We start from the raw sequence: 21,067 nt of genomic DNA on the forward strand, positions 1-21,067 counted from the left end.
AGTCATATCATGTCTACCCAACGCTATCTCTTTTTGATCAAAGGCTCTCTGGTGCTGGCCCAACCGCTGGCCGCGCCAGAAACGGGGGAGCTGCTTGCCAGCCTGCTGCAACAGGGGTTTGTGGTCGGCCCGCTGCAGGTGTGGGCAGGCAGCGCCGAACAGGCGCTCGCCTGTTATGAGCGTGCCGCCCAGCAGCAGGCTTTTGCCGATGCGCTGCAGGGAGCTGAGCCTGAGCTTACGGGAGTATCGGCATGATTATCGGCATGAGTCGCGAACCGGCCGTTTGTACAGGCGCCACAAAAACCGTAGCGGTCGCCGCCCTGCAGCTCGATATGGATGGCACCCTGGTCTGCTCGACCGACAATGTGGAGCTGGTATGGCGGATCTGGTGTCGTGAGCATCAGCTCGATCCCGATCCGGTGCTGGCGATGTGCCACGGCATGCGCTCGCGGGAGGTGATCCGGGCGCTGGCCCTGCAACTGGATGTGGAGCGGGAGGCGGTGCGGCTCGACGAGCTGGAGATGCTGCATACCGGGGGCGATGCCATCGCCGGATGTGGTGAGTTGCTGCGCCGCTTGCCGTCCCGGCGCTGGGCCATCGTGACCTCCGCCAGTGAGCGGGTTGCCCGTCACCGCCTGCATTGTGCCGGTTTGCCGCTGCCCAACCTGCTGGTGGGGGCCGAAACTGTGGTCAATGGCAAACCCGATCCCGAGCCCTATCTGCTGGGGGCTGAACGGCTTGGTGTCTCGCCCGCTCGTTGTCTGGTGTTCGAGGATGCCCCGGCCGGTATCGAGAGCGCCCTGAACGCAGGCTGCGCCGTGGTGCAGGTGGGGGGCGATGCGCCGCTCAATCCGGCAGTGGTGGCGGTGATCCGCGACTGGCGCGAGGTGAAGGTGGAGTTGGGGGAAGATGACTCTCTGCTGGTGACACTGCCCGCCTGAGCGATGGAGATAATGGATTGTGGCTGCATATGCGGTATGAACCAGCGCCATCCGCACTCTATGTTGCAATAAAAACGCCCCCGAGATGCGGGGGCGTTTTGCTATCTGACCGTTATTTGAAAACGCGGAAACGGGTGGCGTCGTCGATAAAGGTCTTCTCTCCGGCCGGTTGCTTGATGCTGCCAAAGGGCATCTGGGCGCGCAGCAGCCAGCTGGCGGGCAGGTTCCACTCCTTGCGTACCGCCTCGTCGATCAGCGGATTGTAGTGCTGCAGGGAGGCGCCGACCTTCTCCTGCGCCAGCGTCGTCCAGACCGCAAACTGGGCGATGCCGGTGGCATGTTCCGACCAGATGGGGAAGTTGTCGGCATAGAGGGCGAATTTTTGCTGCAGATCCTTGATGACGTCGGTGTCCTCAAAGAACAGCACTGTGCCAAAGCCTGCGCGGAAGCTGCCATCCACCTTGGCCTCACTCTGGGCATAGGCTTCCGGCGGCACGATCTTTTTCAGCTCGGCTTTGACGATATCCCACAGCTTGTGGTGCTGGGCGCCAAACAGGATGACGGCGCGGGAGCTCTGGGAGTTGAAGGAGGAGGGGCTGTGTCTGATGGCATCCTGGATCAGGGCCGTCAGCTGCTCCGGCGTATGGGAGACCTGGTCACCCAGGGCATAGATGGTACGACGTGCTTTGATCTGCTCGATAAACGGACTGCTCATAACATCTCCTTTGCTTGATAGTCACCGGGCGCCAGCCTTGTGGCCAGCCATCCCCTGTTGTTCAAGCTATAGACTATACCACCCGATTATCTTCCGGGCGTTTACATGCAGTGGGTTCACTTTCAACCGGGGGTAAAAAAACCTCTGCAGGCGACCGGATTGATCGCCTGCAGATGGAGCCGGGTTAGCTGAACAGCAGGTAGGAGAGGGTCATGCAGCAGATGATGCCCGAGATGATGGGTACCGAGGTGCGCTTGATGATCTCGATGGGGTTGCTGCCGGTGATCGAGGCGATGACGATGATCACCGCGGCGACTGGCGACATGGAGCGGATCAGGTTGGCGGTGAGCTGCATCGGCAGGGCCACCGCGACGCTGTTGACCCCGACCTTCTCGGTGATCTCGGGAATGATGTTGATAAAGGAGTAGAAGACTGCCAGCCCGCTGCCGCTGATAAAACCGATCAGCGCCGCCGTGCCTGAGAAGAAGAACATCAGGATCGAGCCGACACCGTCGATGTGCTTCACGCTATCGACCAGGGTATCTATGATGCCGATGGCTTTCAGTCCCTCCACCAGCATGCTGGCCGCCACGATGAGCGAGACCACCTGAGCCAGACCTGTGCCCATGCCGGTAAAGAAAATGGCGAACTCCTTGCTGGTCTCCTTGATATTGCCTTTGCGCAGCAGCTCCACCCCTATGGTGAGCAGCAGGCAGACGAAGGTGATCTCCACCAGCCCGAGGGAGATATGGGTGAAGCAGATACCGAATAGCAGTACCAGCACCAGCGGCAGCACCGGGAATAGGCCGTAGTAGGCGGGTGGCAAGCCGGTGGGCACGGCAAGCGACTCCTCTTTTTCCTCCAGTCCGCCGCGCGCCTGCTGGCGCTTGTCCATCGCTTTTTGCCAGAAGTAGTGCACCACTGCCATCAACGCCAGCGTCGGCAGCGAGATGGGGGCGTGGTAGGAGACGATGTACTCCACCAGCGGGATCCCCAGCTTCTGGGCGGCCAGCACGTTATCGGCCCCCAGCGGGCTGGGCATGATGGTGGCAGTGGTGGCAATGACGGCCCCCGCGGTAAGGGAGGACATGTTCGATGCCTTCAGTACCGGATAGAGGGTCGCCATCAGCAACACTGCCAGACTGGCAGCGCTCGGCACCACCAGCGAGAGCAGGTTGCCCAAAAGGAAGATCACCGGCACCAGCAGGTAGGGGGAGCGGATGCGGCTCAAGGGGCGGGTCAGCAGCATGACGGTGACATCGTTGGCGCCGATGTGGCTCATGTAGCTGGAGAAGCCGAACAACACCATGATGGTGAGCCCGACATTGCCCATCTGGCTGATGAAGATCTGCTTGATCTGGACGAAGGGGTCAAGCCAGTTGAGGCCGCTGCTCTGCGCCGCAGGCAGCAGGGAGTGGCCCAGTCCGACGGCGGCAAACATCAGCAACAATCCAGCGCCAAACAGCACTATCTTGGCATCGTAGTTTTTGGCGATGAGATAGCCGCAGATGACCAGGATCAGGGTGCTGACAATTATTTCCAGCATGTTTCCAACACTCTCTTCTTGATGTGAATGGGCCAGCGGGCTGGCGGTTCGGGATCAGATGGCGCGGGCAAGGGTCTCCATGCACCAGGCCCTGAATCCGGGCACGTCGATATCGAGACACACCTCGGCATTGGGCGCTCTCTTGAGCCGGTTGTTGATATCCACCGAGGTGGTGCCGAGGGTGTGTTCACCCCGGGTCTCGATAGCCACATGGCAGGCCCGGGTGATAAAGAGGTCGGGGCGCACCAGATAGGCGATGGCGCAGAGATCGTGCATCTTGAGCCCGGTCTGCATGCTGCCGCCGCGATAGTGGCCGAACAGGGCGTGGAGCATGGCGCCGGTGCGGTTGAGGGCGGGCAGTGCTGCAATCATCTCGCCGGTCAGGGTGGCCCGGCTGGTGACATCGAGTCCGCACATCACGATGGGCAGACCGCTGCTGAAGACGATGTGGGCCGCCTCGGGATCCACGTAGATATTGAACTCGGCATTGGGGGTGTGGTTGCCCCGACCGGCCGAGCCGCCCATCAGCACGATCCGCGCGATCTTCTCCCGACACTCGGGGTGCAGGGTGAGCAGCAGGGCGATATTGGTCAGCGGCCCGATGGGCACCAGCGTCATGGGTTGTTCGCTGGCGAGCAGAGTGGCTTTCATGGCTTCGACGGCATGCTCCGGCAGCGGCTGTTGCCCGGGCTCGGCAAACTCGTAACCATCGAGACCGGAGTGGCCGTGGATATGGCTGGCATTGTCGAGAGGACGCACGAGGGGCTGGCTGGCCCCCTGTGCCACCGGCACCTCTTTGCCGAAAAAGTGCAGCAGGCGCAGGGCGTTGCGGGTGGTCTTGCTGACATCGACGTTGCCGGCGACCGTGGTGATAAGCGCCAGCTCGATCCCGGGATGAAACAGGGCGGCGGCGATGGCAACGGCATCGTCGATGCCGGGGTCGGTATCCAGAATAATGGCGACAGGGTTCACGCTGTTCTCCTCGGTGTTAATCGGCTTGGCGGGCATCGTGGGGCCAGCAGCAGATGAAGGGATCGACAATCTCGCGGGTCAGGCCATCGGTGAGGCCGAGATCGGTCAGATGGGGCCCCGCATTGCAGGCAAGACAGGTTCCTTCGATGGCCTTGAAGACCCGATAGGGGGGCTCCCACTCCACCACCTTGCCGCTCACTTCGCGCAGAGCGTGGAAGCTGGCGGCCAGCTCGCTGGCTGGCAGGTCGGAGAGCATGCCGGCGATGGGCATGGCAACGTGGGCCAGCACCTTACCCTGCTGGACGACCGCCATGCCCCCCCCGCTGGTGATCAGGGTGTTGGCGGCCAGCATCATCTCTTGCGGGTCGCGCCCCAGCACTACCAGATTGTGGGAGTCGTGGGAGTAGCTGGTGGCGATGGCCCCTTGCAGCTCGCCCCACCCCTCCAGCAGCGCCAGCCGGGTGCCCCCCTGATGGCGACCATGGCGGTGTTGCACCGAGATGAGGCTAAATCCCGCTGGCACGATCACCTGACCATCCCGAACCTCAACCTCGGTTTCACTCCACTGGGTGAAGCGAGCCCCCTTGATGGTCTTGAAGCGGGCACGACCCACAGTCAGCCCGGGTACCCGGATGATGAACTCCTCCAGCGTGCGCAGGGGGATCTGCATGGTATCGCGCGGCGCCTGACAACCTGCGACAGGCTCGGAGGGGTTGAGAATGGCGCCATGGCGGGCGACCCGCTGGCCGCGGCTGTAGACCCAGATCGGGTTGAGATCGGTTAGGTTGTCGAACACCACCAGGTCGGCGCAGCGGCCGGCAGCAACCAGCCCCAGATCGTTGCGCTGCAGCCGGATGGCGGCATTGAGGGTGGCCATCCGCAGCACGTCGGGCACCGCCAGCCCCAGCTCTGCCAGCAGTTTGACCAGCGCAATCATGCCCCCCTTCTCCAGCAGCATGTCGGGCGGCACATCGTCGGTACAGAGGGTGATTTGGGAGGAGAGGTGGGGCAGCTGTTTCAGCGCCGCGACGATCTCCGGCAGCAGATAGGGGTGGGAGCCGCGCAGCTGCAGGGTGAGCCCGGCGCGCAATTTCTCCAGCGCATCGGCAGCCGAGGTGAGTTCGTGATCCGAGCTGACCCCGGCCGCCAGATAGGCTTGCAGCCGGTTGCCGCTTAGGCCTCGGGCGTGCCCTTCAATCAGGGCATTGCGCTGCAAACCTGCGTGCAGGATGCCGGTCATCCGTTCGCTGCCGCCCAGCACCCCCTGCATGTCCATCACCTCGGCGATCCCGGCGACTTCCGGCCACTCCAGCATGGTCGCCATCTCGGGGCCATGGAAGTCGGCGCCCGACCTCTCGAGACCCGGCGTCGAGGGAACGCTGGAGGGGGCGGCGCAGATGACCCGCAGCGGCAGATTGCGGCTGGCGTCGATGGCGTAGCGCACCCCCGCCAGCCCGAGCACATTGGCCAGCTCGTGGGGATCCCAGAAGATGGTGGTGGTGCCCTGCGCGACCACCACATCGGCGTAGCGCTCCGGCGTCAGGTGGGAGCTCTCCACATGGACATGGCTGTCGATAAGACCGGGCGAGAGATAGGCGCCAGCCAGATCGTGGGTCTCGCGTGCCTGCTGGAAGGAGCCGACCGGATGGACGCTGGCGATCAGCGGGCCGACCAGCCCCACGTCGACGGGGCGGATCTCGCCGGTCACCATGTCGATCAGGTTGGCGTTGGTCAGCAGCAGATCGAAGGGGGCTTCGCCGAGGGCGGCCTGCACGGCGCGGCGGCGCAAGTTGAGGGATGCATCTTGTTCACACATGAAGGAGATGGCCTGACAAGGGGAATAATGGGCCCACTTTAGGGAGGGGATTGGCCCGTGCATAGCGCAAAGAATTTATAACTGGATAAGAAAGGGTTATGCTGCTGCAAACGTTTTTCTCCGGTTGTCGATTTCATGTCCGAACCCTGGCGCCGTCTGCCTGCGCTCTCTCTCAAGCAGATCCAGTATTTTGTCACGCTGGCCCAGCTGCGCCACTTCACCGAAACGGCCAATCAGATGGCCATCAGCCAACCCGCCCTGAGCAGTGCCCTGCGTCAGATTGAATCTGTGCTTGGCGGCAAACTGTTTCACCGCACCGCGCAGGCGGTCACCCTGACCGAACAGGGAGAGGCGATCCTGCCTCACGCCAAGGGGCTGCTCAATGTGGCCCACGCCGCTTTTGCCGATATGCAGCAGGTAATGGCAGAAGGGGGCGATGGCACCCTGCGCATCGGTCTGATCCCGTCGGCCTGCACCCTGATGTTTCCGCTGGCGGCCGCCCGTCTGCAGCAGCAGTTCCCGGGCTTGTGGGTCGAGTTTCAGGATCACACCAACGACGGTCTGTTGCAGGCGCTGGCCGAGGGGTCTCTGGATGCGGGGATTGGCGTGCTGGATGGCGAATTGCCCGACTCGCTGGAGGTGACGCCGCTGCTGGACGATGCGCTGGTGGCGGTGATCAACCGGCAGGATCCGCTGGCAGCGGAAGAGATCATCAGCTGGCAGGCGCTGACCCGCCGCGACATCGCCCTCTTTGCCAGAGGCAACGTCAGCCGGCAGGTCAACGGACTGGCCCAGAGCCAGCTGCCCGGGCTCAAGCCCAGATACACCACAGATTATGTCGAGACACTCTACGGCCTCGTGCGCTCCGGGCTGGCGGTTGCCATCCTGCCCGGGCTCTATGCCGCGAACCAGTGCGATCCCCAGCTCAAGGTCGTGGCGCTGCACGAACCGGTGCTGAGCCGCACCCTGGCCCTGATGTGGGCGAAGGGGCTCTCCCGTTCAGCCCGCATCGATGAGGGGCGCGCGTTGCTGCGTCAGGTCATCATGGCGCAGTACGCCGCATCCTCCTCTCGCTAACCGGCTGTCGGGCTGGTGACAGGAGCTGTCCGATGGCCGCTTGACCCCGACGGGTGAAAGCGGTGGCAACTGCCTTTGGCTGCTCGCCTCCACTTCTGATATTTCACCGGTTTCCCCTTCTGATTCAATTCGTTGCATCGATGGCTCAGCCCGCATTCCTGATTTGGCGCGACTTGAGCAGCATGGGTGGCGATTGTCCCCCATCTGGCGCTGGCCCCGCTGCTTTGTATAGTGCCGGTGGAATTAATCAGGTTTGGCAGGAGTACCCATGGAGATGAATTCGCGCGCGCTTCGCGCACTGGCCCTGTTGGGCGCCTTGCTCGCAGGCAGTACGACCGTGCACGCCTCCGAGACCCTCAATACCATTCTCGGTGGCGGCGCAGGCGGGGTGGCGGGCACCATGATCGGCAAGGAGTTGGGGGGGGATACCGGTGCGCTGGTTGGTGCGGCCATTGGCGGCGCTGCCGGTGGTGCGGCGACGGCCAACAAGGGCAACAAGAATGAAGCGGCCCTTGGCGGCGCGGTGGGGGCGCTGGGTGGTGCCGCCATCGGCAAGAGTGTCGGTGGTGATACCGGCCAGCTGATCGGCGCCGGCGTTGGCGGTGCCAGCGGCTCGGCCATCGGTGCCAAGACCGGCGATGGCCACCAGAGTCAGGATCGCTATTACGATGATGATGACCACCATCACAAGCACCACAAAAAGCACAAGAAGCATAAAAAGCACAGACGGCATGACGACGATTGAGCGCCATCTGTCGTGAGTGGTGGGGATGAAACAACGGGGCCAGTGGGCCCCGTTTTGCATGTTTGATCAGACCAGCCGGTGCTGGCGGCGACCGGCGGCAAAGGCGTTGATGTTGTCGATCAGCTGGTCGGCCAGCCGCTGCATCGACTCTTCGCTGGCCCACGCTACATGCGGGGTGAGGATGAAATGGGGGTATTGCAGCGCCTTCATCAGGGGATGGTCGGGGGGCGGGGGTTCGACGCTCGCCACATCGAAACCGGCACCGCCGAGGCGGCCGTTGGCCAGCGCCCGCAGCAGCGCCTCCTCATCCACCAGACCGCCGCGGCCGACGTTGATCAGCAAGGCGCCCGGTTTCATCAAGCCCAGCTCCCGCTCGCCAATCAGATTGCGGGTGTAGGGGGTGAGCGGGCAGTGCAGGCTGATCACATCCGAGCTTTGCAGCAGCTCGTCGAGCGGCAGGCGATCCTCGTCGTGGCTGCCACCGATCTGGCTCTGGGCGTAACGCACCGTCATCCCCATCCCCTTGGCCCGTTCGCCGAGCGCCTGACCCAGAGTTCCCTTGCCGATGATGCCAAGCTGCTTGCCGTGCAGATCCATGATGTTGTGATCGAAGAAGCAGAACTGGCCGCTCTGTTGCCAGCGCCCCTCCAGCAGCGACTGGCGCCAGCAGAAGAGGTTGCGCGACAGGGCCAGCATCAGTGCCATGGCATGTTCCGGTACCGAGGGGCCCGAGTAGTTGCGGATGTTGCATACCCCGACGTTGGCCGCGCGGCACGCCTCCAGATCCACGTTATCGCTGCCGGTGGCGGCGAGCGCGATGAGTTTGAGCTCCGGCAACTGGGCCAGCTCGGCGGCGCCGATGCGTACCTTGTTGATGATGGCGATGCTGGCATCTTTCAGCCGTTCTACCACCTGTTCCGGTGCCGTGCTGGGATAACTCTGCCAGTGGTGGGGAAAGTCGGGATGATGCAGGGTGATGCCCGCATCCAGGGTATCGCTGTCGAGAAACACAATCTGCTGCATGTACCTTCCTGCCATATTCGGGTTTGAACCGTCATGATGCCAAAAAGGGCGCCATCAGGGCCAGTATGCCGCGCCATGGCGGGTGGGCTTTCTCCGGCAGATGTGATGTTGCGCGCGCTTTGTGGCCCTGATCAGAGCCAGCCCAGATGGTTGAGCCACCCCTGAATGCGGGTGGGGGTTTCGCCCAGTTCCATCAGGGCGTAGGGACGGTAATTGAGCTTGTGGCTGCGCCGGCTCTCGGTCTGGCGCGCCTCGGCTGCCAGCAGCGGCCAGCGGCCGCCATCCTCCTGATAGAGATCCAGAGTAGGGATGGTGCCCTGTGCTATCTCTTTTGCGAGGATCTGGTTGCTCTGTTGGTCGGGGAAGAAGCCATCGAGCAGCACCAGCGCATCGGGGGCGGGCAGCTGTTCGCTGGCGATAAGGTTGGCTGTCCAGGCAGCGCCGGTGCCTTGCGCCAGGATCAGCTTGAAGCCCCCCTCCTGCAGCTTGGCATCGGCCAGCTTGCTGATCCGCTCGGCCAGTTGCTTGCGAAAGGCATCGCTCTCCTTGGCTTTTTTCTCGGCGGCGGGGTCGAGCTCGGTTTGCTGGGGAGAGGGGAGCAGCAGCAGGGTATCAAAGCCCAGCTGGCTGAGGGCGCGGGTCAGTTGCCAGAGCTGGCCGCTGCGCTGCCAGTCGGGCAGTAAAATGGCGAGACCCACATAGTTGTCGCTATCGTGCTTGGCAAACAGCACTGTCTGTTTGTCGATCTGGGTGGCTTCGGGTTGCCCTTTCCAGTCGCTCGCTTGCCAGTGATCGAGGGGAAGTGGCTCCGCGATGGGCGGTGCAACGTCGCTCGCCTGCGCGATATGGCCAGCCAGCATAGTCATTAACAGCAGTGATAAGGATAATCTGGCCATAGTGTGCTCCCCCGGTTATCTGGGTTAGCGGCGGCGGTGGGATTTTCTGAAGGGGGAGACAGCGTTATGGCCGCGAACAGGCAATAAAAAAGCGAGCCGGAGGCTCGCTTTTTTGCAATCAATTCAACGTGGTCAATTAGTTGACGCGACGCTTGAATTCACCGGTGCGGGTATCGATTTCGATCTTGTCACCGATCTCTACGAAAGCGGCAACAGCCAGCTCGTAGGTAGTGCCTTTCAGACGGGCAGGCTTGGTCACTTTACCGGAGGTGTCGCCACGGGCAGCCGGTTCGGTGTACTCAACTTCACGCACGATGGTGGTCGGCAGTTCTACGGAGATGGCTTTCTCGTTGTAGAAAGTCACTTCACACAGATCTTCCATGCCGTCTACCAGGTAGTTCAGCACGTCACCCAGGTTGTCTTTCTCTACGTCGTACTGGTTGTACTCGGTGTCCATAAAGACATACAGGGGGTCGGAGAAGTAGGAGTAGGTGCACTCTTTACGCTCCAGCTGAACAACGTCCAGCTTGTCGTCGGCCTTGAAGACAGTCTCGGTGGCGCTGCCGTTCAGCAGGCCTTTCAGCTTCATTTTGACCACGGCGGAGTTACGGCCGGATTTGTTGAATTCAGCCTTCTGGACCACCATCGGCTCGGTGCCGATCATGACTACGTTACCAGCGCGGATTTCCTGAGCGGTTTTCATGTAAAAAATTCCTGTTCGTGAAACGGACGGATAAAAACTGCCAGATTATATACGGCTTTCTAAAAATTTCACCAACCTCGTGACGAGATCCCCATCCCGGAGCAGCTTCTGTGACCAGAGTCGCCCATGTTGCTGCCAAATCGCGCTGTATTGCGGCCATTGGGCCCAGAGTTCGCGGCAATCTTCACCACGGTTGAGAGCCAGATTGAAGCTGCGCAGCCATTGGGCGCAATCGGCAGGCAGATCAGCAAGATAGTGGTCGAGGAACTGCTCCAGCTTGATCAGATGGGCCTCCTCCTCCTGTTGGTAGATATGCCAGAGGAAAGGACGTGCTGCCCATTGGGCCCGCACGAAGGAGTCCTCCCCGCGCACCAGATTGAGATCGCAGCTCCACAGCAGTCGATCGTAACCGGCCTGATCGGTCATCGGCAGCAGCTTGATGGTGAGGTTGCCTGAGTGGAGCAGATCCCCTGCCCTGGCGGTGGTGATGGCCCCTTCAAGGCTTGCGCCGCGCAGCACATCCTGTAGCGAGCGCCCCAGCGGCAGCAGCAGGGTGACGGGTGTGGTGCTCTGGCACCAGCTCTCGACCAGGCTTTGCAGCGCATCGCTCTCGTAGGTAAAGAGGCTGACCCGCAGCTCGTTCTCTTGTCTGGGCGGCAAACCGAGGCTGGCCCAGTAGGCTGCCAGTCCCGCATCATCTTGCTGCCACTGCTCCCGTTCGGTGATGAGGTCGTGCTCGCACAAAAGGCCGCCGGTTTTAGCGGTAAAGCCCGGGAAGAAGAAGTATTTGTTGAGGCTCTGGTTGCCAACTCGCTGGGGCGAGGCGAGGCCGTGGCAATCCTCGACCCAGCTCTCCGCCGAGAGGTACTCCAGATTGATCCAGCAGGGGGGCTTGGGTTGGCTCGCCATCAGTTCTATGAAGGGGGTGGGCAGTTCGCAGGCAAAGGCTTCGATCACCACCCTGGCCGGGGTCATGTCGGTCGGTAGGGTCTCATGCCAGTGCTGGATATAGATCCCCTCGACCCACTGACCGTCCTGCGCCGGGTCGAGCCCAGGGCAGATGCGGGCGAAACTTGCCAGATCGTCCACCCAGAGCCGCACCTGAACCTCATTGCCATGTGCCGCAATATTCCCCTCCCGTTTTAGCTGGCGGGCGAGTCGCCAGGTGACACCGATGTCGCCGAAGTTGTCGACGACGCAGCAGAAGATATCCCAGTCAAACGGGGGCAGGGGAGTGGTCATGGCTCGGGGTTCCAAATGCAAAAAACCGGTGCGCAGGGTAGCACACCGGTTGACTGGCTTCTAACCGTCAGCGCGTGACGGCGGCCTGTGGCAGGTTACTCCTTGCCGTAGACGTTGTTCTCTTGCTCGCGTACCCGGATAAAGGTGGTGCGCTTGGTGAGCTCTTTCAGCTGGCTGGCACCGACGTAGGTACAGGTGGAGCGCACGCCGCCCAGAATGTCGCGCACGGCATTCTCGACCGGGCCGCGGTAGGGCAGCAGCACGGTTTTACCCTCGGAGGCGCGGTACTCGGCGACGCCACCGGCGTGCTTGCCCATGGCGCTGGAGGAGCTCATGCCGTAGAACTTCATGAAGGGCTCACCGTCTACATCGACGATCTCGCCACCGCACTCTTCGTGGGCTGCCAGCATGCCGCCCAGCATCACGAAGTCGGCGCCGCCGCCAAAGGCTTTGGCGACGTCGCCCGGGCAGGTACAGCCGCCGTCACCGACGATCTGGCCGCCGAGGCCGTGGGCCGCGTCGGCACACTCGATGATGGCGGAGAGCTGCGGGTAGCCGACGCCGGTCTTGACGCGAGTGGTACAGACCGAGCCCGGGCCGATGCCGACCTTGACGATGTCGGCGCCGGAGAGGATCAGCTCTTCGACCATCTCGCCGGTGACCACATTGCCCGCCAGAATGACGTGGTTGGGGCAGGCTTCACGAATCTTGCGCACGAACTCGACGAAGTGCTCGGAGTAGCCGTTGGCCACGTCGACACAGATGAAACGCAGCGCTTCGGACATGGCGAGGATTTGGCGGGTCTTGGCGAAATCTTCAGCCGAGGTGCCGGTGGAGACCATCACATGGCCCAGCAGTGCCGGATCGGTCTCGTTGACGAAAGCTTGCCACTGCTCAAGGCTGTAGTGCTTGTGTACCGCGGTCATCATCTCGAAACCGGCCAGCGTGCGCGCCATGGCAAAGCTGCCGACGGTATCCATGTTGGCGGCGATAACGGGTACGCCTTGCCATTGGGTTTGAGTGTGTTTGAAGGTGAACTGACGGGTCAGGCTTACTTGGGAACGGCTCTTGAGAGTAGAGCGCTTGGGGCGGAACAGGACATCCTTGAAACCGAGCTTCAAGTCTTCTTCGATACGCATTACAAATTCCTTATTGAGCCTTGTTGAAAGTCACTTTTGCAGTGGCAAATTTTCGGCAGGCGCAAAAAAACCGGTGGTTTTCAGGCCCTCCGGTTTACAACAGTGTAGGCAAAAATCCCTTCAGAACAAGACTGATAATTCGCTCATTGTTGTGGTAGCCTTTGGCGTCACAACCTGAGGTTGGCCACAAGCTTCATCCAGCACCTTATCTTGCCTCCCGTTTACCTCTTTTCTCCCTGTTTTCAACCCTATGCAATCGGCGTCGTTGCTGCCACCGACTGTCGTCTGCCGTTGCGGTTTGCCGGGCAGCTTGCGGCTGGTCATAACAAATCGGGTTGACCCCCGGGTTGGCTGTGATAGATCTGGGCGCAATATCGACAAGGCGAGAAATCGTGATGGGCAAAAGATTGTTGAGTGCCGCCATCCTGTGGGGGCTTTGTGGCAGCGCACTGGCGGCAACACCGACCAGCTATGGCTGGGTCGAGAAGGGACTCATCATGCCGATCGGTGTGGCGGTGAAGATGAAACTTGATACCGGTGCGCTCACCTCCTCTCTTGATGCGCGATCTCTCGTCCACTTCAAACGGGATGGTAAACCCTGGGTGCGCTTCATGCTGGATGTGACCGACGCCGACAGCGGTGAGCGGGTCAAACAGCAGTTCGAGCGTCCGGTGGAGCAGAGCGTGACCATTCGCGGCGCCGGTGGCATCGAGCAGCGGCCGACCGTCACCATGTCTATCTGTCTGGGGGACAAGGTGTACGAGGAGTGGTTCACCCTGCGGGATCGCAGCGACATGATCTATCCGGTGTTGCTTGGCCGTCGCCTGCTGGCGGATCTCGGCCCGGTGGATGCCGGTCGAACCTTTACCGTGCAGCCAAATTGTCATTGATAGCAAACAGCCCGCATCGCGGGCTGTTTGTTTATTGCTTATCTTGCCGGAGGTAGGGGGAGGAACACACTCACTTCCAGCCCCCCTTCCGGCCGGTTGTGGACATCAAGCTCGGCGCCGTGCAGCTGGGCGATGCGCGAGACAATCGCCATGCCAAGGCCGACGCCATCTCCCTGCTGGGGATTGACCCGAAAGAAGCGCTCGCACAGCCGTGACAGCGCAGCGGTCGGAATGCCGGGGCCGTTGTCGCGGATATCGACCCTGACCCTGTGCCCCTCCTGCCGTACCTCGACGGTGATCTCGCCCTTGGCCTGGGTGTAGCGCAACGCGTTGTCGATAAGGTTGCTGAACAGCAGGTCGAGCAGGGTACCCTGACCCATCACCATCAGATTCTCATCCCCCTCCAGCGAAAGTTGCTGATCCTTTTTCAGGGCGATGGGGGCCAGCGTTGCCAGCGAGGTTTGCAGCAGCTGGCTCAGGTTGAGCTCGCTCTGCACCACCCCTTGCTGGTTGTCGATGCGGGCCTGGGTCAGCAGCTGGCGGATCAGCCGGTCGCTGCGATCGAGTGCCTGCAGCATCTTGTGCATCGATTGCTGGCGACTCTCCTCATCCTCGGCGCTCAGGGCATTTTCACTGTGGATCCGCAGCACCGCCAGCGGGGTGCGCAGTTCGTGGGCTGCCTCGTTGGTGAACTGTTTCTCCCGTTCGATGGTTTCGGCCAGCGCATGCATCAGGCGGTTGATCTCGTTGGTGAGCGGAGTCAGTTCGTGGGCGCTGGTCTTGAGGTTGAGCGGGCTCAGGTTGGCGGGGTGGCGCTCGCTGATCGCTTGCGCCAGCAGGCGAAGGGGCGCCAGACCGCGGGTGATGAGCCACCAGAGCAGCACCAGCAGAAAGGGGAGGGTCAGCAACAGGGGCAGCATGGTAAGGGCCGCCATCTTGCTGGCCAGTTCACTGCGCTCGTCATCCCGCTCGGCCACCACCAGCCAGGTGCGGCCATCCTCATTGTAGAGGGTGAAGGTGCGCCACTGATGGTGATCCTTTTTCACCGTACTGAAACCGCGGGTGAGCTCGACCAGTGGCTGATCCGGGGCACTGGGGGAGCGCAGCAGCATGACCCCCTTGTCGTTGAGCAGCTGGAAGTAGAGGTTGCGCTCGAACTCGTGACCATAGGGGGTGAGTTCCCGATCCTCACCACTCAGATTGAAGCTGGGATCCTTGGTCCACTCGTCGGGGTTTTGCACCTCCCAATCCTGATAGATGGTGCCATTGGCTGGCAGCGCCCCTTGCTGGGCCAGATAGCGCTCCAGCAGCTGGTCGGTGATGCGGGCGGACTGGGCCAGCCGTGCGTCGAACAGCTCCTCCATCTCGTGGCTCGCCTCCAGATAGCCGATGACGGCGCTGATGGTGAGGCTGAGCCCCACCAGCGTGAGAATGCCGGTGAGCAGAAAGCGGCGGATGGAGCGCGGTCTTTTCATCGGGGAGCACTCCGGCTGGCCTGATCAAGCTGGGGAATGATGTAACCGACACCGCGAATATTGCGGATCAGGTCGCTGTAGAACTTCTTACGCAAATGGTGGATATGCACCTCCACCGCGTTGCTTTCGGCCCCTTCGTCCCAGCCGTAGAGGCTCTGCTGCAGCTGCTCCTTGCTCAGCACCCGGCCGCTCTGGCTGATGAGCTCTTGCAGCAGCTTGTATTCGTGGGGGGTGAGCTTGACCGGTTCGCCCTGATAGGTGACCTGCTGCGCCTCGGGGTAGATAAGGATCTCCCCGTACTCCAGCACGGCCTGCACCTGCCCCTTGCTGCGGCGCACCAGTGCGCGCAGGCGGGCGTTGAGCTCCTGCAGGGCGAAGGGTTTGACCATGTAGTCGTCGGAGCCGGCATCCAGTCCGATGACCCGATCGTCGAGGGCATCGCGGGCGGTGAGGATCAACACCGGCAGCTGGTGCCCTTCGCGGCGCAGCTTGCGCAGCAGGCTGAGGCCGTCGATATCGGGCAGGTTGAGATCCAGAATGAGGGCGGCAAACTCGTCGCTCTTGAGGGCTGTCAGGGCGGGCAACCCCTGTTGCAGCCAGTCCACCGTATAACCGCTGTGGCGCAAGGCATCCTGCATGCCATCACCCAGCATCACATCATCTTCAACCAGCAGGATCCGCATTGTTATTCCCCTTGAAACGACTCTGCCCACCAGTATGCAAGCTGGTGGGCAGAGTTTAAATAGATCTCTGATATGGCAGAACTTTACAGCTTGGCGAGCCGCTCGCGGATCTCCATTTTGCGGCCCTCGTCCGCCACTTCCCGGCCCGGGCGCGCTGGAGCAGCCATCGCCTTGTCGAGATAGGTTTTGGCCTCAGCCTTGCGGCCCTGATCCAGCAGGAAGTCGCCGTAGAAGAAGTTGGGGTCGATGCCGGTCGGGTTGATGGCCAGCGCCTGCTTGAGCAGCTGCTCCGCCTTCTCGTCATCACCGAAGCCGACCGGCCAGCCGGGTACCTGATAGTAGAGCGAACCCAGACTGGTGTAGGCAGAGCCATCCAGCGCCTTGGGATCCTGCTTGATGGCCAGCTCCAGCTTGGCCTTGGCCTCTTTCACCAGCCCCAGCGCCCCAAGCCCGCCCTTGGCGCCAGCCCAGGTGCTCTTGACGATGGCCGACCAGATGAGCAGGTCGGTGCGAAATGGCTCCTTGGCGCTGGCCGCTTCGGCCTGGGTGCTCAGGGTTTCGAGGCAGCTCTCCTTGGCATTGCCGCTCTGTTGGTACTGGCAGACGGCCCACTGCTGCTGAATGGGGGCGAGGGCGTCTGTGGCTGCCTGGGCGCAGGTCGAGCCAAGCAGGAGGGCGATGACGCAGGAGGTGGCGGATTTTAGCGCAACATTCATATCAAAGTTCCTTTTTGGTCGGGATGGGGCGTGAGAGATCGGGCTGCAGCGTCGCGCCGCTCTCGGCCATGCCCGGCTGTTGGCGGGCATAGCGTTTAATGATGGGCAGCTGTTTGGCCAGCGCCTTGTCGATGATGCCGGGCAGCAGGGCATTGAGCCGCACGAACAGCTTCTCCGGCCAGCCGAGCCAGCTGCGGCGGGTCTCGTTGCACAAGGCGATGATGGCCGCTTCGGCTACCTCCTGCGGGCTGTCGGTCTGGGTGCCGAGCGCCGCATTCATCTCGTAGGCAGCTTCAGAGTTGAGTTTGGTACGGGTCGCTCGCGGGGCAAAGTGGAGCACCTTGATACCGCTGCCCTCCAGCTCCCGTCCCAGCGCCTCGCTAAAGCCGCGCAGGGCGAACTTGGTGGCGCAGTAGACGCTGTAGCCCGGGTAGCCAATGCCGCCAAACCCCGACCCCATGTTCATGATGATCCCCGGTTTGCGCAGGCGGGGCAGCAGGGCGCGAGTCAGCTGGATTGGCGCCTCGATATTGAGCAGCAGCTGGCGCTCGACCTGCTCGCTGCTCTGATCTTCCAGCCAGGCAAACTGGTTGCAGCCGGCGTTGTTGATCAGGATGTCGAGCCCCTGTTCCAGCGCCGGGTGTTGCAGCAGCTTGGCCCGCTCATGGGGCACGCCAAGGTCGGCGATCACCACCTGATGGCGCTCGGGGTGCGGCAGCGACTTGCACAGGCGCTCCAGCGCCGGAGCACGGCGGCCGTGCAGCAGCAGATGGGCGCCCTGGGCGGCCAGCTCCTGGGCCAGCTCCTCGCCAATCCCGCCGCTGGCGCCGGTGAGCAGCACCGTTTTTCCTTCAAGTTTCATGATACGGATTCCTTCTGGTCACGGCGTGGCGGTGAGGTTGTAGAGCATCTCGCCGTAGAGGCGATAGACCACCTTGGTGGAGTGGATGATGGCGGCCTGATCTGCCGGGCTCTCGACCTTATCCATCAAGGATTCAAAGAACTTGAGGTGCTCCTGATCCAGGGTGCCGTGGGAGCTGAGATAGCTCATCGCCTGCGGGGGCAGCCCGAGGCCGCTTTTCAGCTGGTCGGCCACAGTGAGGGCGATGGCGACGCTGGTGCCTTCCAGCACCTGCACCATGCCGAAGAAACCCATGGGGTTGCCACGCTGGATCTGGTCGTAGAGGAAGGCGACCATCAGCTCGATGGGCAGCCCGGGCTGGCCGTGACGCACCGCCTCGGCATCGCCACCACAGGCGCGAATGTCATTGAGGATCCACTCCTGATGGCCATACTCCTCGTCGATGTACTCGGCAATGGCGCCGCGTACCCACTCGTACTCCTGACCCAGCTTGCCGCCGGTTGCCATTAAAAGCGGGACTGTGTGGCGCACGTGGTAGTAGGCCTGCGCCAGAAAGGCGAGATAGGTGTCGCGACTGATGTCACCACGGCGGCAAGCTTCGATGATGGGGGCCTTGAAAAGGTGCTCGCGCTCAGTGGCAGTGGCTTGTTGCAGAGTCTGATAGAAGCTCATGAGGATTCTCCTGTGGTGCCGGTTGCAAGGCACTGGCTGATCTGTTGGGCAAACTGGCGATAGGTCTCTTCCCGGCGCACCCGCCCGTTGGCGGTGAGCAGCCCGGGATGCTGGTCGAGTGCCACCGGCAGCCAGTGGTGCAGGCGGGCGTAGTCGGGGAGACGACGATTCAATACTTCGATCTGTTGTGGCAGCTCGGCCTCTTTGCCCGGCAGGGGCTGGATCAGCGCCACGTTGGCGGGCTGGCCATCGCCGAACACCACGATACGGGCGATGGCGGGGCAAAGCTGGGCTTCAGCCTCGACCCACTCGGGGGAGAAGTTGCGGCCAAAGGCGGTGATCTGGACATTCTTCTTGCGTCCGGTGATGTGGAGGTAGCCCTCTTCATCGAGGCGGCCCAGATCTCCCGTGGCAATCAGCTCGGGGATTGACTCATCGCTACCCAGATACCCCAGCATGGCGCTGCCGCGTACCAGGATCTCGCCATCGTCGCCGATGGAGACCCGGGTGTGGGGCAGGGGGCGGCCAACGCTGCCCGGCTTGTCAGTACCCATGGTGTTGAGGGCCACCACCGAGCAGCACTCCGAGAGGCCATATCCCTCATAGACCGGCAGACCAAGCTGGCGGGCATGGGCGATAAGATCGGGGGCAACCTTGCCACCACCGACGGCGATAAAGCGCAGACCGCGCAGCTGCTGGGCCAGCACAGGGGTACTGGTACAGAGCGCCAGCAACAGGCGCAGCAGCTCGGGCACCAGCACCAGACTGTGAGTTGACCAGCGCAGCAGCGCCTCCCCCAGCATGGCTGGATTGAGCGAGCTGGAGCCGTTGAAGCCGAGTTCTGCCAGCGACGGGATGCGGCTGCAGGCGCCGGTCAGCAGCGGCACATAGAGGCCGGTGAGGTTCTCAAGCAGGGTGGCCAGCGGCAGCAGGGTGAGGTGTTTTTCCACCTTGGCTGGCGCGACACGCTCGGCCAGCGATTCGCACACCGCCATCATGCTGGCCAGCGAGAGGCAGACCCCTTTGGGCTGGCCCGTGGTGCCGGAGGTGTAGGTAATCTTGGCAGTGCCCTGTGGCAATGCCGGGAGGTTTGCCGGTTTGCGGCGCCAGAGCGGCAGTTCGCCGCTGATCAGCAAGAGCGGCTTGGCAGCGTGCCATCCCTGATGGGCCGGGCCAACCAGCGCATCGGCACCGCTGCTCTCCAGCAGCCACTCTTGCTGCTCAAGGCTGAAGAAGTGGGGCACCGGTATGACCACGATCCCGGCTTTGGTGCAGGCCAGATCCATCAGCGCCCATGGCAAGCCGTTGTCGAGTTGCAGGGCAAGGCGCTTGATGCCGGCTTGCTGCAGCTTGCCAGCCAGATGCTGGATCTGCTGCCAGAGGCTGTGGTAGTCGAGCCGCTGCTGGCTGCTCAGCAGCGCAGGTGATTGCGGATTCTCGCGGGCATGTTTGGCGATGGCGTCGAACAGGCTCATTGGGCGCACCTTTTCTCACTGGTCAGGGTTGCATCGGTAAAAAGCACTGGCATGGGGGCCAGCAGGTTGAGTAGCAGGCTGCTCTGGGCGAGCACAGCCCGCCCCTGATTGATATCTCCCACCATCACCTTGGGCTGGCAGCGGTAGTACTCGCCCCAGGCAGCGGCGTCGGCACCGACCTGATGGGCCTGGGCGGGGGCCAGTTCGACCGGATTGAGGCGCAGGCGGGTGAAGCTGTTGCGCAGCTTGGCGGTGCCGGTAAAGACCACATAGTCGAGGGAGTTGTCACACAGCATGCGGCAGAGGGCGGCAAACATCAGGCGGGCATTGCCCGGCTCGCGACAGGCGAGGTTGCCCACCTCGATGATGCGCTGGCGGTCGGGACGAACACCAAGGCGAGTCTCGATGGAGGCTTCGATCGGTTGCTCCAGATACTGCTCCAGATAGAGGCGATGCTCGCCGGCCTGGCTGCTGGCTCGGTTGAGGCCACAGGCACCAACCAGCGTCCCGTCGGCGCGATAGAGTCCGATCAGGCAGGGCAGAAAATGGGGAATGCGGGCATTGAACTCCAGGGTGTAGGCATCCTGGATATAGGCTTGCAGCGCCATGACCTGCTGCTCTGATTCGGCCAGGATCAACCGGTAGGGGGCTTGGATCTCGGTGGTCATGGGGAGGCTCCTTCTCTTGCGATGGATTCAGAGTAAAAGCCCAAACTTAAGAAACCCTTAAGCGGCAAAAAAAAGTTGTCAGCATCCGGTACGGCAGGCAAGCTGCCCCCCTGTCGCCATCCCGAGGTATTCCATGTCATCGACTGCCTGCTGCCCCCTCTGTGCCAGCCATCACTCCTATCCCCTGCCGGTGGCGGGCAAGCGCTATCACCGCTGTCGCCAATGCGAGCTGGTCTGGCTGGATGCAGGCGATCATCTGGATGAGGCGGCGGAGAAGGCGGTCTACGACGGCCACGATAACCGGGTGGATGATCCCCGTTATCGCACGTTTTTGATGCGGGCTTTTGGCGAGGTGCTGGTGCGGGTGCCGCTACCTGCCAGTGGCCTTGATTTTGGCTGCGGTCCCGGCCCTGCGCTGGTGGCGATGGGGCGTGAAGCGGGTTACGACATGGTTGGATATGACAAGTTCTATGCCGACTTTCCCGAGTTGCTGACGCGTCAGTATGACTTCATCACCAGTACCGAGGTGATAGAGCACATTGCCGAACCGCGCGCCGTGCTTGACCGGTTGTGGGCCTGCCTTAAGCCCGGCGGTATGCTGGTGCTGCAAACCCAGCGGGTGCTCGGCGACGAGCGGTTCAAGAACTGGCGTTACCGCCACGATCCTACCCATATCGTCTTCTTTTCCGAGGCGTCGTTTCGGGTGCTGGCAGCTCGCTGGCAGGCCAAGCTTGAGTTGCCTCATGCCGATGTGGCGGTATTGCACAAAGGCACGCCTTGAGGCGTGCCTGCTGATGGATGGTTTTCGGAA

Annotated in this window: 22 protein-coding genes; 6 read left to right on the top strand and 16 right to left on the bottom strand. The window is 62.2% G+C overall.

The genetic code is table 11. The annotated features are described in order from the left end of the window. Window positions 1-9: 9 nt before the first annotated feature. Both AAHA39_RS14470 and AAHA39_RS14475 read left to right on the top strand, forming a co-directional pair. The gene (locus tag AAHA39_RS14470) at window positions 10-255 is read left to right on the top strand and encodes a hypothetical protein (protein WP_043850167.1); all 246 of its coding nucleotides are present in this window, start codon (window positions 10-12) and stop codon (window positions 253-255) included. Next, window positions 252-941, top strand: a complete 690-nt coding sequence (locus tag AAHA39_RS14475; protein ID WP_407707135.1) for an HAD-IA family hydrolase — start codon at window positions 252-254, stop codon at window positions 939-941. The genes AAHA39_RS14470 and AAHA39_RS14475 overlap by 4 nt, the downstream gene beginning before the upstream one ends. A gap of 112 nt (window positions 942-1,053) precedes the next feature. Here the strand turns inward: AAHA39_RS14475 and AAHA39_RS14480 are convergent, their stop codons facing one another. The 4 genes from AAHA39_RS14480 to AAHA39_RS14495 all read right to left on the bottom strand — a co-directional run bounded on the left by AAHA39_RS14480 (window position 1,054) and on the right by AAHA39_RS14495 (window position 5,990). Continuing rightward, window positions 1,054-1,656, bottom strand: coding sequence for a nitroreductase family protein (locus AAHA39_RS14480; RefSeq protein ID WP_005335120.1), 603 nt, complete (start codon window positions 1,654-1,656; stop codon window positions 1,054-1,056). 184 nt (window positions 1,657-1,840) lie between these two features. Continuing rightward, complete coding sequence (dcuC, locus tag AAHA39_RS14485) at window positions 1,841-3,202, bottom strand: C4-dicarboxylate transporter DcuC (RefSeq protein WP_320656392.1); 1,362 nt, start codon at window positions 3,200-3,202, stop codon at window positions 1,841-1,843. 54 nt (window positions 3,203-3,256) lie between these two features. Further along, a complete protein-coding gene (rihC, locus tag AAHA39_RS14490; RefSeq protein WP_320656393.1) occupies window positions 3,257-4,174 on the bottom strand; it encodes a ribonucleoside hydrolase RihC in 918 nt (305 codons plus the stop codon). 16 nt (window positions 4,175-4,190) lie between these two features. Further along, complete coding sequence (locus AAHA39_RS14495; RefSeq protein ID WP_320656394.1) at window positions 4,191-5,990, bottom strand: adenine deaminase; 1,800 nt, start codon at window positions 5,988-5,990, stop codon at window positions 4,191-4,193. Between the two features lie 135 nt (window positions 5,991-6,125). Between AAHA39_RS14495 and AAHA39_RS14500 the strand changes: the two genes are divergently transcribed. Continuing rightward, on the top strand, window positions 6,126-7,067 hold the full coding sequence (locus tag AAHA39_RS14500; protein WP_320656395.1) for a LysR family transcriptional regulator: 942 nt from the start codon (window positions 6,126-6,128) through the stop codon (window positions 7,065-7,067). Window positions 7,068-7,335: 268 nt separating this feature from the next. Beyond that, window positions 7,336-7,812 (top strand): YMGG-like glycine zipper-containing protein, encoded by a 477-nt coding sequence (locus AAHA39_RS14505; RefSeq protein WP_342690022.1) that lies wholly within the window; start codon window positions 7,336-7,338, stop codon window positions 7,810-7,812. A 66-nt stretch (window positions 7,813-7,878) separates the two neighbouring features. Here the strand turns inward: AAHA39_RS14505 and AAHA39_RS14510 are convergent, their stop codons facing one another. The 5 genes from AAHA39_RS14510 to AAHA39_RS14530 form a co-directional block, all read right to left on the bottom strand. Continuing rightward, entirely contained in the window at window positions 7,879-8,835 is a 957-nt protein-coding gene (locus tag AAHA39_RS14510; protein WP_042029806.1) for a D-2-hydroxyacid dehydrogenase, read from the bottom strand. A 131-nt stretch (window positions 8,836-8,966) separates the two neighbouring features. Then, window positions 8,967-9,731, bottom strand: coding sequence for a DUF3530 family protein (locus AAHA39_RS14515; protein WP_236763800.1), 765 nt, complete (start codon window positions 9,729-9,731; stop codon window positions 8,967-8,969). A gap of 136 nt (window positions 9,732-9,867) precedes the next feature. Further along, entirely contained in the window at window positions 9,868-10,434 is a 567-nt protein-coding gene (efp, locus tag AAHA39_RS14520; protein WP_005335100.1) for an elongation factor P, read from the bottom strand. Window positions 10,435-10,479: 45 nt separating this feature from the next. Further along, window positions 10,480-11,676 carry an elongation factor P maturation arginine rhamnosyltransferase EarP gene (gene earP, locus AAHA39_RS14525; RefSeq protein WP_320657317.1) on the bottom strand — a complete coding sequence of 399 codons (1,197 nt, stop codon included), beginning with the start codon at window positions 11,674-11,676 and terminating at the stop codon, window positions 10,480-10,482. Window positions 11,677-11,771: 95 nt separating this feature from the next. Then, window positions 11,772-12,815 (bottom strand): GMP reductase, encoded by a 1,044-nt coding sequence (locus AAHA39_RS14530; protein ID WP_320657318.1) that lies wholly within the window; start codon window positions 12,813-12,815, stop codon window positions 11,772-11,774. A gap of 395 nt (window positions 12,816-13,210) precedes the next feature. Between AAHA39_RS14530 and rloA3 the strand changes: the two genes are divergently transcribed. Next, on the top strand, window positions 13,211-13,705 hold the full coding sequence (gene rloA3, locus AAHA39_RS14535; RefSeq protein ID WP_041209987.1) for a retropepsin-like aspartic peptidase RloA3: 495 nt from the start codon (window positions 13,211-13,213) through the stop codon (window positions 13,703-13,705). A gap of 38 nt (window positions 13,706-13,743) precedes the next feature. On the opposite strand, the gene AAHA39_RS14540 is transcribed toward rloA3, so the two are convergent. The 7 genes from AAHA39_RS14540 to AAHA39_RS14570 all read right to left on the bottom strand — a co-directional run bounded on the left by AAHA39_RS14540 (window position 13,744) and on the right by AAHA39_RS14570 (window position 20,256). Next, the gene (locus tag AAHA39_RS14540; protein WP_320657319.1) at window positions 13,744-15,180 is read right to left on the bottom strand and encodes an ATP-binding protein; all 1,437 of its coding nucleotides are present in this window, start codon (window positions 15,178-15,180) and stop codon (window positions 13,744-13,746) included. Further along, a complete protein-coding gene (locus tag AAHA39_RS14545; RefSeq protein WP_320657320.1) occupies window positions 15,177-15,863 on the bottom strand; it encodes a response regulator in 687 nt (228 codons plus the stop codon). Before AAHA39_RS14545 ends, AAHA39_RS14540 begins: the two co-directional genes overlap by 4 nt. An 83-nt stretch (window positions 15,864-15,946) precedes the next feature. Then, complete coding sequence (locus AAHA39_RS14550) at window positions 15,947-16,579, bottom strand: tetratricopeptide repeat protein (RefSeq protein ID WP_124241835.1); 633 nt, start codon at window positions 16,577-16,579, stop codon at window positions 15,947-15,949. A gap of 1 nt (window position 16,580) precedes the next feature. Further along, window positions 16,581-17,441: an SDR family oxidoreductase gene (locus AAHA39_RS14555; RefSeq protein WP_320657321.1), complete on the bottom strand. Its 861-nt coding sequence runs from the start codon at window positions 17,439-17,441 to the stop codon at window positions 16,581-16,583. A gap of 18 nt (window positions 17,442-17,459) precedes the next feature. Then, entirely contained in the window at window positions 17,460-18,113 is a 654-nt protein-coding gene (locus AAHA39_RS14560) for a TenA family transcriptional regulator (RefSeq protein ID WP_043850156.1), read from the bottom strand. Continuing rightward, window positions 18,110-19,588, bottom strand: coding sequence for an AMP-dependent synthetase/ligase (locus tag AAHA39_RS14565; protein WP_320657322.1), 1,479 nt, complete (start codon window positions 19,586-19,588; stop codon window positions 18,110-18,112). The genes AAHA39_RS14560 and AAHA39_RS14565 overlap by 4 nt, the downstream gene beginning before the upstream one ends. Then, entirely contained in the window at window positions 19,585-20,256 is a 672-nt protein-coding gene (locus AAHA39_RS14570) for a thermostable hemolysin (protein ID WP_320657323.1), read from the bottom strand. The genes AAHA39_RS14565 and AAHA39_RS14570 overlap by 4 nt, the downstream gene beginning before the upstream one ends. 133 nt (window positions 20,257-20,389) lie before the next feature. On the opposite strand from AAHA39_RS14570, the gene AAHA39_RS14575 reads away from it, so the two are divergent. Next, complete coding sequence (locus tag AAHA39_RS14575; protein ID WP_071913064.1) at window positions 20,390-21,037, top strand: class I SAM-dependent methyltransferase; 648 nt, start codon at window positions 20,390-20,392, stop codon at window positions 21,035-21,037. The last annotated feature ends 30 nt before the right edge of the window (window positions 21,038-21,067 follow it).

The sequence above is a fragment of the Aeromonas sp. SE22 genome (assembly GCF_038739755.1).
GTDB lineage: Bacteria > Pseudomonadota > Gammaproteobacteria > Enterobacterales > Aeromonadaceae > Aeromonas > Aeromonas jandaei.